Source organism: Akkermansia sp. BCRC 18949 (genome assembly GCF_045011645.1).
GTDB classification, from domain to species: Bacteria; Verrucomicrobiota; Verrucomicrobiia; order Verrucomicrobiales; family Akkermansiaceae; genus Akkermansia; species Akkermansia massiliensis.
This window is the reverse complement of the sequence record NZ_CP123619.1, coordinates 908,814-923,872: the sequence shown is the minus strand read 5'-3', so window position 1 is coordinate 923,872 and position 15,059 is coordinate 908,814. Positions and strand designations below refer to the sequence as shown.

7 protein-coding genes and 1 tRNA gene are annotated in these 15,059 nt (G+C 57.6%); 7 read left to right on the top strand and 1 reads right to left on the bottom strand.

All coding sequences use genetic code 11. From position 1 onward, the window contains the following. Positions 1 to 234 precede the first annotated feature (234 nt). The 5 genes from P8A25_RS03795 (at position 235) to P8A25_RS03775 (ending at position 6,004) form a co-directional block, all read left to right on the top strand. Positions 235 to 310: transfer RNA gene (locus P8A25_RS03795), tRNA-Ala, on the top strand. Between the two features lie 124 nt (positions 311 to 434). Next, positions 435 to 1,910 carry an O-antigen ligase family protein gene (locus P8A25_RS03790; RefSeq protein WP_404838771.1) on the top strand — a complete coding sequence of 492 codons (1,476 nt, stop codon included), beginning with the start codon at positions 435 to 437 and terminating at the stop codon, positions 1,908 to 1,910. A 97-nt stretch (positions 1,911 to 2,007) separates the two neighbouring features. Further along, complete coding sequence (kdsB, locus tag P8A25_RS03785) at positions 2,008 to 2,757, top strand: 3-deoxy-manno-octulosonate cytidylyltransferase (RefSeq protein ID WP_102721039.1); 750 nt, start codon at positions 2,008 to 2,010, stop codon at positions 2,755 to 2,757. 11 nt (positions 2,758 to 2,768) lie between these two features. Next, complete coding sequence (locus tag P8A25_RS03780) at positions 2,769 to 4,376, top strand: CTP synthase (protein ID WP_404838770.1); 1,608 nt, start codon at positions 2,769 to 2,771, stop codon at positions 4,374 to 4,376. A gap of 65 nt (positions 4,377 to 4,441) precedes the next feature. Next, a complete protein-coding gene (locus P8A25_RS03775; protein WP_022397537.1) occupies positions 4,442 to 6,004 on the top strand; it encodes a sodium:solute symporter in 1,563 nt (520 codons plus the stop codon). A 553-nt stretch (positions 6,005 to 6,557) separates the two neighbouring features. Here the strand turns inward: P8A25_RS03775 and P8A25_RS03770 are convergent. After that, complete coding sequence (locus P8A25_RS03770) at positions 6,558 to 10,457, bottom strand: hypothetical protein (RefSeq protein WP_404838769.1); 3,900 nt, start codon at positions 10,455 to 10,457, stop codon at positions 6,558 to 6,560. A 311-nt stretch (positions 10,458 to 10,768) separates the two neighbouring features. On the opposite strand from P8A25_RS03770, the gene P8A25_RS03765 reads away from it, so the two are divergent. Together P8A25_RS03765 and P8A25_RS03760 are read left to right on the top strand one after the other, a co-directional pair. Next, the gene (locus tag P8A25_RS03765; RefSeq protein ID WP_404838768.1) at positions 10,769 to 13,699 is read left to right on the top strand and encodes a hypothetical protein; all 2,931 of its coding nucleotides are present in this window, start codon (positions 10,769 to 10,771) and stop codon (positions 13,697 to 13,699) included. 337 nt (positions 13,700 to 14,036) lie between these two features. Continuing rightward, positions 14,037 to 14,999 carry a PstS family phosphate ABC transporter substrate-binding protein gene (locus tag P8A25_RS03760; RefSeq protein ID WP_022397214.1) on the top strand — a complete coding sequence of 321 codons (963 nt, stop codon included), beginning with the start codon at positions 14,037 to 14,039 and terminating at the stop codon, positions 14,997 to 14,999. Positions 15,000 to 15,059: the final 60 nt, after the last annotated feature.

The window sequence follows — 15,059 nt, the reverse complement described above, 5'->3', positions numbered from 1 at the left end:
CTGCCGTCCGCTTTCTACGGGAATACAGGCATTCCTTTTCCCGGTTCCCGTATTGCGCCGCCTCCCGGCCCTTTCCGGAAAAATGAATCTCCCCCGTGCGGCAGACTTCCGCCGGACAGGAAACGGCGGCATGCGGAGAAGGAACACGAAATCTTCCATCTTATTTGCGTTGCCTGACGAATTCCTCTTGCTTTCAGGCGGCGGATGGAATAGATTCCCCCCGGTATTTTCCACGGGGTATTAGCTCAGTTGGTAGAGCGTCTCGTTCGCAATGAGAAGGTCAGGGGTTCGAATCCCCTATACTCCACCATCCATCTCTCTTTCCCGCCATTGTCTTTTATGCGGGAATCACGGGCAGCCCTATGAATGGTAATTTATTTAAAATTGTACTGATTTCAGTAGTTGCCATTCTCCTAGCCATCATAGGCGGCGTCATGTCGGCGGATGGAGACCCCTTTTCCATCGCCCTGGCTGTTTCCCCCTTCCTCCTGGCCGTCCTTTTCCTGATGAAGGAAAAGGTATGGTACCTGTGGATATGGCTTCCCCTGCTCTTCCTGCCCATACCGGAACTAAAGGACTACGCACCCCTCTTCGCCTACGGCATTACCATTCCCTTCTACTTGTGGAATGCCATGCTCAAGCGTTCAACCCTGACATGGAATGCCGCCCCTCTCCTGGACGCTGTCATTCTCGTGCTGTTCATGCATGTGGGCTACGTCTTCCTGAGCCACCCCTTCGGCCTGGGCCTGAATGTGCTGGAAGACTACTACGGGGGCAAGGGATACGTCCTCTTCCTTCAGGCGCTCCTTGCCTATCTTTGCCTCTCCTCCCTGAAAACCACCAGCAATGAACTGGGAAAGGTGCTTCAATGGGCCGTTTTTCTGACCATTATCTTCACGCTGATCTCAACCGCCCAGGGCATCCTTTCACCGAATTCTGCCGGAGCGAACCCGGCCGCCGCCGCAGTCTCGGCAAGCGCCGCCTCCGAAGACACGCGGCAATCGACCTTCCTCCAAATTTCCCTATTGGCGGTTCAACTACTCATCATCAACTACTCCGTATGGCAGATGATCAAACGTCCCTGGTGGGGCGCCCTTCTTGTCCTTGGAACCATCGGAGTCCTGTTTAGCGGATTCCGCTCCTTTATTGCGCAGCTTCTGCTCCTGTTTTTCACAATATCTCTGATCTACAAAAGATGGTTCTTCTGCATCCTGGTTCCCATCTTCGGAATGCTTTTGCTTCTGCTCCTCTCCTCCGCAGGAATGCTCCATTCCTTTCCTTACGGTATCCAGCGCACACTTTCAGCCCTTCCTTTCCTGGATGTCAGCATGCAAGCCAGAGTAAACGCGGAAGCGTCCATGAACTGGCGCTTTGAAATGTGGGAATGGGCTCTGGACGACCGCGAACACTTCATTCAGGACAAGGTATTCGGAGACGGCTTTTCACGGGATATCAGCATCGTGAAAGCCAACATCTATGAGGAAGCCTACAACCTCAGCCAGGACCAGTCATCCTTTGCCTGGAACGGGCTATGGCACAGCGGCCCCATTTCCACCATTCAAACGCTCGGCTACGTGGGGCTTTCCCTGTACCTCATCCTGTCCGTCATCGGCATGACCTATGCATGGATCGTCAGCAGAATCTACCGCAACCACAAATACAAGCTGGGCATTCTTTACGTTTCAACCGTCTACTTCATCAAGCCGCTCACCTTTCTGCTGATCTTCGGGGATAGTACCACCATCTCCATGGACATCATCTCCCTGGCCATCATCAAGGTGCTCTTCTCCTGCGCCAAAAAGGAAGGCCTGTACATATCCCTCCACATCCGCAAGGAATACATGCCGCTCATTATCCGGAAGACGGAGGCAAAACCGCAGCCTGCCGCCGCGCCCGCCATTTCCGCCTGACCGTTCCGCCCCTACTCCGGAAAAACGGGCGTATCTGATGCTTGAGGCTGGACTAATTCAAGGGGAGTTGCTACCTTTCGATGCGTTTCCTCTTCTCATGGCAGCAGACTCTCCTCATCATATCATCGGCCTCATCCCGTCACGCTGGGGGTCCTCCAGATTTCCGGGCAAGCCGCTTCACCTCATTGCAGGAAAACCGCTTGTCCAGCACGTATGGGAACGCGTTTCCCGCTGCTCCCGCCTTGACGACATCGCCATCGCCACGGACGACCAGCGCATCTTCGACACCGCCGTGGCCTTTGGCGCCAAGGCGATCATGACCTCTCCGGACCATCCCAGCGGCAGCGACCGCCTGGCGGAAGCGGTGCAAGCCTTCCCCTCCGCCACTCATGTGGTCAATATCCAGGGAGACGAACCCCTCATTGACCCGGCCCTGATTGACAGGCTGGCGGACGCGCTGGTTTCTGACGGGGCCCTGTCCATGGCTACCGTGGCCTGCCCCATCAGCGCGCAGGAAGACCTGGACAACCCGAACATCGTCAAAGTGGTCCTGGCCGGCAACGGCGACGCCCTGTACTTCTCCCGTTCCGTCATTCCCTATGCCCGCCATCCCCGCGTCACCCCCCCGCTGCGCCATCTGGGCATTTACGCCTACCGCCGGGACTTCCTTGAAAACTACGTGCGCTGGGAACCCACCCCCCTGGAACAAACGGAATCCCTGGAACAACTGCGCGCGCTGGAAAACGGCGCCAGAATCAGAGTCATTCTGACGGACCATGTCAGCGTGGGCGTAGACACGCCGGAACAGGCGGCCCAGGTGGAACAAATCTTATTAAACATACATTAAGAACCATAATCATGAAATACATCTTCGTCACAGGTGGTGTTGTCTCCTCTCTCGGCAAAGGACTGGCGGCGGCATCCATCGGTACTCTGCTGGAACGCTGCGGTCTCAAGGTCACCCTTCAAAAATCTGACCCCTACTTGAATGTAGACCCCGGCACGATGAGCCCGTTCCAGCACGGGGAAGTGTACGTCTTGAACGACGGGGCGGAAACGGATCTGGACCTGGGCCATTATGAACGCTTCGTCCATTGCAACCTCTCCCGTCTTAACAACCTTACTTCCGGCCAGGTCTTTGAAAGCGTGCTGCATAAGGAACGCCGGGGAGACTATCTGGGTAAAACGGTTCAATACATTCCGCACGTCACGGATGAAATCAAAAACCGCCTTTATGAAGTCACGGAACAATCGGACGTGGACATCATCATCACGGAAATCGGCGGCACGGTAGGGGACATGGAAGGCCACATCTTCCTGGAAGCCCTGCGCCAGTTCGCGCTGGAAGTGGGCCGCGACAATGTCTGCTTCATCCACGTCACCCTGCTCCCCTACATCAAGGCCGCCGGGGAAATGAAAACGAAGCCCACCCAGCAATCCGTCGCCAAGCTCCGGGAAATCGGTATTCAGCCGGACGTGATCATCTGCCGGACGGAATACGATATGAGCGAAGACGAAAGGAGGAAAATCGCCATGTTCTGCAACGTGGAAGCCAAAAATGTCATCGCCTTCCGCGACGTTAAAAACACCATTTACGAATGTCCTCTGGACCTCAGCCAGGACAAAATAGACCGCATCGTCACCAAGCGCCTGGGGCTGGACGTTCCCGCTCCCAACCTGGCGGACTGGCAGCGTTACGTGGGGCGCGTCATCAGCCCAAGCCACTCCGTAAGGATTGCCGTAGTCGGCAAATACATCGCCCTTCAGGACGCTTACAAATCCATCTATGAATCCTTCACTCATGCCGGTGCTGAAAATGACACTCGCGTGGAAATCCTCCGGATAGACGCGGAAGAAATTGAAGAAAAAGGAGCGGATGCCCTGATCGGTTCCGTGGACGGCATTCTAGTGCCGGGCGGCTTTGGAGACCGCGGCATTGAAGGAAAAATACAAACAGTGGAATATGCGCGTACCAAGGGCATCCCGTTCCTGGGCATCTGCCTGGGCATGCAGGTAGCCGTCATTGAATACGCACGCCACATCTGCGGCATGGACGATGCCAACTCCACGGAATTCGACCAGAAATCCACCCACCCCGTCATCAGCCTTCAGGAAGAGCAGAAAGGAATCAAAGCCATGGGGGCCACCATGCGCCTGGGCTCCTATAAAGCCCTGATCCAGCCCGGAACTCTGGCGCACAAGCTGTACGGCAAGGACAGCGTCACGGAACGCCACCGCCACCGTTACGAATTCAACCCGGCCTACCGTGAAGAACTGGAAAACGCAGGCATGGTCATCAGCGCCGTTAATGATGAACACGGCCTGGTGGAAGTCGTGGAACTTCCCTCCCATCCCTTCTTCATTGCCTGCCAGTACCATCCGGAATTCCAGTCCGCACCCAACCGGGCTCATCCGCTCTTCTCCGGTCTGGTTTCAGCCGCGCTGGAACACAAGAGCCGCTCCTGACCCTTCACCAAGCCCGGGGCCTTTTCCGGAAACCCTGTTCCGGAAAAGGCCTTCTCTTTCCAGGCATGTTCACGGACCTCCTTGTCATCGTCGTCTACTTTCTGGCTATCTTCTGCATTGGCATCTATGCGGGACGCAGGCAGAACTCCCTGACGGACTATGCCCTGGGCAACCGCTCCCTGCCCTGGTGGGCCATTCTGGCCTCCATCCTGGCGGCGGAAATCAGCGCGGCCACCTTTCTGGGGGCTCCGGGGGAAGGCTACCATACCCGCAACTTCACGTACGCCCAGCTCTGCATCGGCACTATCCTGGGCCGCATCATCGTCGGCAAGCTCTTCCTCAAACCCTACTATGACTACAAGGTGGTCTCCATCTATGAATACCTGGAAAAAAGATTCGGGCTCCTGACGCGCCGCACGGCCTCCATGGTCTTCCTGGTCAGCCGGGTGCTCGCCAGTGGAACAAGACTTTACTTTGCAGGCATTCTGCTGGTCATTGCCTACCAATTCATGACGGACACCACGGCGGACGCCAACCAAATTGTCCTGCTTTACATTGCCGCGCTGGTCGTCATCTCCATCGCCACCACTATTTACACAGCCATCGGCGGCTTGAAAGCCGTCGTCTGGACGGATGTCCTCCAGGCCGTCGTGCTGGGCGTCTCCATGCTCTCCGCCCTGTGGGTTCTCTTCTCCCACATTCCCGGAGGGTGGAACTCCATCTCAGCCGCCATGAACGGAGGGGACGACTGGAAATTCTTCTCGTGGGGCACCAAGGAAGGCCTGGACTTCCTCCAGCAATGCGCCCATGTCCTGGGTCAGGAATACACGGTATGGGCAGCCTTTCTGGGAGCGACCTTCATCACCATGGCTACACACGGCACGGACCAGGACATGGTGCAGCGGATGCTGGCCGCAAAAAGCAGCAAGGCGGGAACGCGGGCAGTCATCGTATCCGGGCTGCTGGACTTCCCCATCGTCATCGTCTTCCTCTTCACGGGCATTCTTCTCTACGTCTTCTACCAGTACAATCCGGCGTCCCTCCCCGCAGACACGCCGCAGCTCCATGTCTTCCCTTACTTCATCATCCATGAACTGCCCAACGGCATCCGGGGGCTGCTGATCGCCGGGCTCCTGGCAACCGCCATGGGTTCCCTGTCCACCGCTCTCAACTCCCTGGCAACCACCGCCACCAAGGACTGGTACCAGGGAGTATTCAAACCGGAAGCCACGGAACGTCAGCTCCTCCGGTGCGTGCGCTGGGGAACGGCCGGCTTCTCCCTGCTGCTCATCCTCGTCGGTTCCATCACGGCGTGGTACGTGGTGCACCACCCGGAAGTCCGCATCATTCAAATCGCCCTGGGCATCTTCGGCTACACCTACGGCTCGCTGCTTGGCATCTTCCTGCTCGGGATGCTGACGCGCACCAGAGGAAACGATTCAGGAAACATCATTGCCATGGCGGCAGGCTTCCTGGTCATTGCCTTGCTGACCGAACTCATCCCCCTGCCCGCCGACTGGAGGCAATATATTCCGGAAATAGCCTTTCCATGGCGCGTAACCATCGGCACCCTGGTCACCTTTGCCGTCGGCTTCGGTTTCAGGAGCCGCCACATCTCCGCACGCTGAACGGCATCCGCCGTTACCCGGCTTGCGTTCCGGCTTTCCCCTATTAAGGAAACTTGAAACCTTATTGCAGTTTCAGGACATCCCGTTATCCATTCGACGCCTCATTCTTCTGAAAGGCATGTTGACCACCACTCCTTTGCCCATAAAAAATGCATTCTCCAGCAGCGCTCTTCCCGTTACCGGAACAGAAAAGCAAAAATGAAGGTATTCTTTGCAAGTCTCCAACATATGAAACCGGCTGTGGAATAAACTACCGCTTTTATCTTTCCAGGAAGGCCCCCTCCTTCTATCCAACGGCACCTATCCTCTCCCAAGGAGAGGAAAAGAAACCTGGTTAAGAAATCGTCACAATCAGCAACGCATTGGCAGAATTACAGTTGTGCAACACCCCCACTTCCCGTCTTCCATCCCGTCCCCATTATCCCTATTACCCCTCTAATCCTTATAACCCCTATCTTTCTTTCCTTCCCTCCCCGGAAGCGCAAAAAGAGCCGCTTCCCGTGGATGGGAAGCGGCGCTGGCCGGGAAGAAGAAAAACTCTCTCTCTCTTTTATTACACCTCCTCGGGAGACAGCCAGCGGAAGGAGACGATGTTGAACTTCCTCCCGAATGCCTTGTTCACCGCGCTCAGCTCCGTCTCCTCCAGCGCTCCGCTCTTCATGTTGATCTTCTTGACCGGCGTCTCCGGGCTGTCCACCGGGTCCACGTAGTTGATCCCTCTCTGCACCACCGCCTCGCACCACGCCCGCGACAGCACCACACCCTCGCGGTTGGTCAGCTCCCCGTAGGCCCGGATCGTAAACGTGTCGTCGCGCGTCGTTAAAATATTGCCCAGCACCGCCAGCACGTCGGACTGGATCAGGTAGCCGGGAGCCGCCGTGTACACCGATCCCTTGGCCGCGTCCTGGTTCGGGTACCCTCCCTTGGGCGTGATGACCATGTCGGAGAGTTCGTCAAAGGTGCTGTTGATGGAGCTTTCGTCGATGGCCGCCTGAAGCGCCCCCTTCACCCCCATCTCCCCGCTCTGCAGGCGGCGGTTGACGAAGTCGGACATGTTCAGGAAGGGACCCCTCTTCTTGACCTCCTGGACCATGTTCCGGGCCAGGGACTTGATCTGCGAGTCGCTGAGCGTTCTGAGGTCGGACCACGCCATGGCCTCCCCGTCCGGGATGCCCTGGGTTACGCCCACCGAGCCGTAGTCGTCCACGTGGGACTTGTCGCTGCTGGCCACCCCGAAGCGGGAGAAGGCCGTCTGGCTGTTGTTGAGCACGGAGGGAGTCCCGCTCCGGGAGTAGAGGAGCTTGCGCTTTTTGAGCCCAAGCAGGGTGGCTTCCCAGGCGCGCTGGGAGGTGGAGTTGACGTTGAAGCCCCCGGCCACGGTGAGGTACTTGGAGGCGTGCTTGTAGCCTTCGTCGGTCTTGGAGAGTTCTTCGACGACGGCCTCGGAGGGCTTGCCCTGGAGGTCGGGCACGAAGCGCCTGTTGGCAATGCCGGCGGCCCTGTTGGAGGAGGCGTCCGTGGAGAAGGCCTGTTGAAGCACGGTTTTAAGTTCCTCCCTGCCCGTGCCTCCGATGCTGGAGGGGCGCGCGGCCAGGGAGGAGGCGAACCAGGAGTCCCAGAGGGCGTCGTTGACCATCAGGCCGTGGTCCCAGAAGTCGCCCAGGGAGGCGTCTCCCATGATTTCATTGTGAGAGAAGACCTTGTCGGGCGGGAGCATGGGGTCGGCAAAGGCGTTGCCGATCCCCACGCCCGGCACGCCGGACTGGTAGGCGAAGCGCTTGGCGACGGCCGCCTTGGAGTCGCTCCTGTACCATCCCGGGGTGAGGCGGCAGCCTGCGAAGCCGGCGAGGCTGGAGGGCTGCTGGAAGGGGAGTTCCGCGGCCACGATCTTGTTGACCTGCTCGGCGCCCGGTCCGCCGAAGGGGGAGAGCCTGGTGCCGTCGTTGGAGAGGATGTTGGAGATGGTGATGGGGAAGAAGTCGCTGTTGGCGTTTTTGACTTCAAACTGGTAGGGGCTGTAGAGGCGTCCGAGCTCAGAGGCGGTGGGCATCTGCCCACCCCAGAAGAGAGGGCTGGAGTGCTGCCATGTCTTGGCGCGGTAGTCCTTGCCTTCCGGGTAGGCTCCGATCACCGGGGGCTTGCCCCATTTGACCGATACCCCGTAGTAGGCGATGAATGTGGAATCCAAAGAGGGAGTTCCGTATTCGCCCGCCTTCTTGGCTTCTTCATTGGTGCCTTCATTATGTTCCCACATTTCCGCCGGAAGTTTAATCTGGTCGACCAGAGGTTTTTCCCACGCGCCCCAGTTCAGGTTGAGGATAGCCGGCATGGTTTTGGCGAAGATGTCGATTTCAGCCGTGTTTTTCCCATTCAGGGAGGAGGAGCTGTTCATCTTGTTGGGATTCATGAGACCGGCCCCCATGACGAAGGTTCCCAAGGCCTTTGATGCTCCCTTGTCCCCGTATTTGACGGCGAGGACATGATTATCGGGCGTACCATTGAGTTGGCTGGTATCTTCCGCGAAGATAATGGAAGCCTTGGCGATGCCCTGCTGATTATATCCACTGCCGTCCAGCAGTTCGTAGCGAACACCGTCCGTCAGGTTGACGGCATAGGAGCTGACCTGGCCAGGCTCCTGGGACCAACCTTCCTTGAGCGGGAACCTGTCCGGTTTGAAATCACCGCTGTTGGGTTTTGTCTTATAAACCTCATTGCCATTGGCAATGTTGGAAACGACCGGCTGGGCAAAGACAACGATTTCTCCAGCCTTCAAGGTAGAAGGTTCTCCCTTGATCGTGGCCCCATCTCCACTGAGTTTGGATGTGGTGCGGAAAGAGGCGCCAAAGTCGGCTACCTGGCGGTTGTTATAAGAAGCGTTTAAGTAGGGGACCAGGCAGGATTCCCCGTAATTGGACAATTGGCCTTCATCCAGCTGGTTCCATGCGAATTTGATATTGTGGGAAAGCAGCAGGGGCATGAAACGATGTTCGCCGAAGTAGGCGCCCCAGACGCCGCCGTCGGCTCCGGTCAGTTTCATATCCACATTGTAGGGGTTCCACCAGACGTACACCGGAATGACGGCGATACGGAAGTCAATCCATCCACCGCGGTTGGGATGCTTGTTGCCGTGTTTGACATAGTTAAGTCCCACGAAAGAATAAAAGCGCAGCAGGATGGGATGGCGCATGTACGTGTAGCGGTTGTCCATCATTTCCATACTGGCCGCAGAGTCCGCCGCAATCAATGTGCTGGGGGAGCGCCCATTCCATTGCAGGGTGGCGGAAGAATCTTGTCCGTCCCTCTTCGTGGAGGAGTCCCACACGTTGGCCCACAGGTAGAGCTGGTTCCAGGAACCGATCGGGCGGTTCTGTTCCGATGGGTTTCCGTCCTCGGACGTATACGGCCGGAGACCGATATCCGAGGTGTCTCCGCGGAAGTCCTCAGGCAGCTTTTCCTGGGAAAACATAATGTTGAGGTCCTTTTTAAGACCTCCGAATTTAGAATCCGTCAGCAGGCTGGAAGAAACCAGGGAGATGTCATGGTACACCTCTCCCAAGTCTTTCAGCCGGCCGTTTTTACTGTTAGCCAGCAGAGAATCAAGGGAAATGAGTTTTCTGACTGTGGACATGTCGTTTCCGGAACTCGATGCCATCATGGAAGAAAGGTTGAGGGGCTCCAAATCAGGACCGGGCGTGTCCCACGTGGAGCGCATCACCGTCAGGGCATCCGTGCTTTCTTCCGAGGCATGCGGCATCAGGTTGATGCGCGCCTTCTGGTTTTCTCCCGTTACCCACCACGCAATGTATTTACGTGAGTTAGCGTTCTTTTTCAGCCCCATGGTCTTGGAGGAATCGTCCACGCGCACCATGCGGGCGTAGATTTCCTTTTTGTCCTGGTTCTTGGCGCCTACGGGCGTTCCCACCGTGCCATGGTCCACCAAGGCGACACTGCGGAAATTTTGGTTGGTAAGGGAACGTTTGCCCAGCAGGCTTTTGCCCGCTTCCAGCGTGCTGAGCCTGCGCAGGTCCGGGTCGGAAATGAGCCAGCGGCGGAACATGGACTTTCTTCCCGTATCGTAGGTGGAAGAAATGTTCATGCCCTGGGAGTTAGTCTTGTTGAGCCAGGTATCCCAGCTGTTCCAGACGCCCAGGATGTACGGGGCGTTGCCTTCGCTGGCGCCGGAGGAAAGGATGCCCGAGTTGGCGGAAACGCGCTGGTCGGGCCCCAGCTCACACTGGAGCTGCCCGAGGGCCACTTCCAAGGAAAACCTGGCGAGGGATTTGGCCTCCGCGGCAAAGAGCTGTTTTTCGGAAATGCGGACCTGTGAGGATGCGATGGTGAGAAGGCCAACGCTGAGAAGGGCCAGGAGCATCATCAGGGTGATGGTGGCAATCAGGGCAAAACCTTTGCTGACATGCCTGATAGGACGTTTAGTGAAATGTTTAATCTTCATGAAAATGGTGGGTTCCGGCGTGCACTTTTCCGCTCAAGTTTGAGGATATAAAAATCCCCACTGTCACGAAGGTGCGAAGAGCCAATTCTTAACTCTAGTCAATACAAAAAAGAGGCAGTCCATGCAAGCTCAAAATTGCTTCAAACAAGCGCATTGCAGGCAGAATAAATTGACGGAGAAACCATCTGGAAGGAGGAAGGAAGCGGGGAGAATGCATTTTTATGATAATCAGTTCTTAAAATCTTATATTATGGTATTTATAAGAAAAATCGGATTCTAAATTCGGTGGATTGAAAAAAGACCTGAACATCATGTTTTCACAGGAAAAACTGCCTGAAGATTTCCGTGGAGACACCTCTGATATCGGCCTCCGCCCGTACACGTCAGAGGACGGCAGCCCAACTGAGCAGAACCGCCCGATCGGTTCCTGGAACCAGCTCTACCTGTGGGCCAACGTGTGGGACTCCTCCACGAAGAGGGAAGGCCAGGACACTTCCGCCGCCCTGCAATGGGACGGCCGCTCCCCCAGCACATTGATTGCGGCTGATGCCGCCGCAAACATGGAAATGATGGACAACCGCTACACGTACATGCGCCATCCCATCCTGCTGCGCTTCTACTCCTTCGTAGGGATTCAGTACGTCAAACGCGAGGCCCAGCACGGAGCCCGCGGAGGCCATATTGACGTGCGCGTTTCCGTGATCCCGGTGTATGTCTGGTGGAACCCGTACAACGTGGACATGAAATTCCAGGGAGCGGAAGGCGGTCCCTGGGGCTCTTTCTTCGGAGAGCACCGCTACATGCCGCTCATGCAGACCAATAATTATGGCCGCATGCAAGGCAATCTGATCGAAAACTGGGATCCCTCTACGGCCACCTACTCAGAATCACCCTTTTCCCCGTATTCCCCCAACGACGGCTATAACAACCGCCAGATTGCCGACTTTGGAGCCTCCTTCCGGAAAACGTCGCAATTAACGTCGGGAGGGGTAGGAAAAGCCGGGGAGCCTTCCACGCTCAAAGCGGGCGAAATCGTCATTTTCGCCCATCCCGTCGTCGAACGGATCGAACACGGCAACATGGTCACGCAATCCAAGGCAAACAAGAACGATGTGCGCGTGGACAACTTTGCTTTCAAGGAAGGCTGGGACCAGAGCCCCGGACAGGTCAGTTCCTATGCTATCAACCAGGCTGACGGCATTCAGTACCAGTATCTTTCCGGCAGCGGTTATGAAGACAGGGGGACGGCCATGATGTCCATCAAATTTGCGGAAACGCTGGATGATCTCAATTACACGCCTAACAGCGTTGTTCTCTGCACCAAGTATACAGACGAATTTTTCTCCAGTTCCAACAAACTCGGCTCCATCGTCATGGTTTCCGGCATCATGGATCCCAAGCAAATTGGCAAAGCAGGGAATTTAACCGCAAACACCGGAGCAGACATGAATGTTTTCTCCAAAGCCATGCCCTCTATTCTGAACCTGAACTGGGGCGCGTGGGAAAAGCCCCTGCTTGACCAGGTCAAACTGCCTGCGGACATGTTCCTGGACAATGAAGGACCGGACGACAACCTGAAACGCCGCGGCAAATACGGCTCTGCGGCCCAGGATTCCACGTTCGTGGCCTACTACGGAGTATCGGTCAAATGGGGCAAGCCCCCGGTGATCGGAGCCTACCCGGAAGGCAAGGACTACCGCGCCAAGACATGGCAGCACTCCAGCCCTCTCTTCTGGGGTGGGCAGATGCCCACCGCCTCTGAGCTCGGACGCCTCTACAGCCCCTACCAGTTTGAAGTCAAAAACGCCAACAGCGACTTCTTCCCCATCACCATCTCCAACATCCTCTCCAACGACGGCACCAGGCTCTCCCCCTTCGGCGGACCGGGCGCCGAGCAGGTCAACAAGATCGTGGCCGCGGAACTCCCCTTCCAGCAGCCCTCCAGCCTCGCCGGCTTCGCAGGCTGCCGCCTCACCCCGGGATGGTACAGGAGCGACTCCAAGGCGGCCGTCGCCAAGCGCTTCGCCTACCAGTCCGGCGTGCCGGGCGTGGGGATCGGCAACGCCTTTGCCGACCCCATGCTCCCGCCCGACAAGGTCTTCTCTCACAATGAAATCATGGGAGACGCCTCCCTGGGCGACTTCTGGGACCACGGCCTGATGGTCAACGACGCCCTCTGGGACTCCTGGTTCGCCTCCTCCCTGGCCGCGCGCCCCTCCAGCATCGGAGGCACGGGCAGGGAGGAACTTAAAACCGTGCTTCAACAGGCCTTCTCCACGGACGCCTCCTCCAACAGGGCCGCCGGCATTGCCAACAGGCGCTTCGTGCCCGACCTCCAGGGCAAGCCCTCCGAGGCCGTCGTCGAAGAACTCTCCAAGACCGACGAAGGCTACAAGCACGCCTCCAAGTACCTCACCGTGGCCGGGGGCTTCAACGTCAACTCCACCTCCCAGCGCGCCTGGGAAGCCACCCTGCTTGGGCTCAAAAAGCGCAAGCTCCTCTACTCCCGGAGCGGGACTCCCTCCGTGCTCAACAACAGCCAGACGGCCTTCTCCCGCTTCGGGGTGGCCAGCAGCGACAAGTCCCACGTGGACGACTACGGCTCGGTGGGCGTAACCCAGGGCATCCCGGACGGGGAGGCCATGGCGTGGTCCGACCTCAGAACGCTCAGCGACTCGCAGATCAAGTCCCTGGCCCGGAACATGGTCCAGGAGGTCAAGAAGAGGGGTCCCTTCCTGAACATGTCCGACTTCGTCAACCGCCGCCTGCAGAGCGGGGAGATGGGGGTGAAGGGGGCGCTTCAGGCGGCCATCGACGAAAGCTCCATCAACAGCACCTTTGACGAACTCTCCGACATGGTCATCACGCCCAAGGGAGGGTACCCGAACCAGGACGCGGCCAAGGGATCGGTGTACACGGCGGCTCCCGGCTACCTGATCCAGTCCGACGTGCTGGCGGTGCTGGGCAATATTTTAACGACGCGCGACGACACGTTTACGATCCGGGCCTACGGGGAGCTGACCAACCGCGAGGGTGTGGTGCTGTCGCGGGCGTGGTGCGAGGCGGTGGTGCAGAGAGGGATCAACTACGTGGACCCGGTGGACAGCCCGGAGACGCCGGTCAAGAAGATCAACATGAAGAGCGGAGCGCTGGAGGAGACGGAGCTGAGCGCGGTGAACAAGGCGTTCGGGAGGAAGTTCAACATCGTCTCCTTCCGCTGGCTGTCTCCCGAGGAGGTGTAATAAAAGAGAGAGAGAGTTTTTTTCTTCTTCCCGGCCAGCGCCGCTTCCCATCCACGGGGAGCGGCTCTTTTTATGCTCCGGGGAGGAAGGGAAGGCAAGATAGGGGTTATAAGGTTTATAGGGGTAATGGGGCCTTCCCTATCACCCCTATCACCCCTATCACCCCTATCACCCCCAAAGACAGCCCCCACAACCACATCCTTGCAGTTTGTGACGATTTCTTAACCAGGTTTCACTTCCTCACCATGGGGGCGGGAGGGTATCACTTCCCCGTCTTCCGGCATGAACGGCGCCACAGTCCGGGAAGCGGAAGACGCAACACAACAGAAAAGACGCCATGAAATTTGTCGCCAAAATCCTGACCATCGCAGCCGCTCTCAGCTCCCTGAGCATGGCCGCCGAGAAAGTAACCGTTGACAGCAGCATCAAGCCGTATGCGCCCACCAGCGGCGTTTCCGGCAACCTGAGCGCCGTCGGTTCCGATACGCTGAACAACCTGATGACCCTTTGGGCGGAAGGATTCAGCAAGAAGTACCCCAGCGTCAAAATAGGCGTTGAAGGCAAAGGGTCTTCCACGGCTCCCCCCGCCCTCACGGCAGGGACGGCCCAGCTCGCCCCCATGAGCCGCCAGATGAAGCGGGAGGAAATCGCCGCCTTTGAAGCCAAATACGGCTACAAGCCGACGGAAATCAAGGTGGCCCTGGACGCCGTGGCCTTCTTCGTCAACAAGAACAATCCCATCCAGGCCCTTTCCCTGTCGCAGATTGACTCCATCTTCTCCTCCACCTTCAAGCGCGGGGGCTCCAACATCTCCGACTGGGGCGATGCGGGCGTCCCCTCCATGAAGGGAAAAGCCATCTCCATCTACGGCCGTAACAGCGCCTCCGGCACGAACGGCTTCGTGAAGGAAATCGCCCTGAAGAAGGGGGACTACAAAAACTCCGTGAAGGAACAGCCCGGTTCCTCCGCCGTTGTGCAGGGCATCAGCTCCGACGAACAGGGGATCGGCTATTCCGGCATCGGATACGTCACCTCCGGCGTGAAAACCCTCTCCCTGGCGGAAAAAGGCGGCCAGGTGGCCGTGCAGCCTTCTTACGACAACTGCATCAGCGGCAAATACCCGCTCTCCCGCTACCTGCTGATTTACGTCAACAAGAAGCCCGGCGAACCCCTGGACACCCTGACCAGGGAATTCATCAAGTTCATCGTCTCCAAGGACGGCCAGGAAATCGTGACCAAGGACGGCTATTACCCGATTCCCGCCAAGGTCAGCGCGGATGTCCTCAAGAGCATTGAATAAACACCCCTTCCATACGCCATCAACACATGCCGGGGCAGGACTGCGGCCTTCCCGCCGGAG

Excerpts from the sequence above, each read along its gene's own strand:
- P8A25_RS03770 (WP_404838769.1), bottom strand. The coding sequence starts at position 10,457 with ATGAAGATTAAACATTTCACTAAACGTCCTATCAGGCATGTCAGCAAA.
- P8A25_RS03765 (WP_404838768.1), top strand. The coding sequence starts at position 10,769 with ATGTTTTCACAGGAAAAACTGCCTGAAGATTTCCGTGGAGACACCTCT.
- kdsB (WP_102721039.1), top strand. The coding sequence starts at position 2,008 with ATGGCAGCAGACTCTCCTCATCATATCATCGGCCTCATCCCGTCACGC.
- P8A25_RS03790 (WP_404838771.1), top strand. The coding sequence starts at position 435 with ATGTCGGCGGATGGAGACCCCTTTTCCATCGCCCTGGCTGTTTCCCCC.
- P8A25_RS03780 (WP_404838770.1), top strand. The coding sequence starts at position 2,769 with ATGAAATACATCTTCGTCACAGGTGGTGTTGTCTCCTCTCTCGGCAAA.
- P8A25_RS03775 (WP_022397537.1), top strand. The coding sequence starts at position 4,442 with ATGTTCACGGACCTCCTTGTCATCGTCGTCTACTTTCTGGCTATCTTC.
- P8A25_RS03760 (WP_022397214.1), top strand. The coding sequence starts at position 14,037 with ATGAAATTTGTCGCCAAAATCCTGACCATCGCAGCCGCTCTCAGCTCC.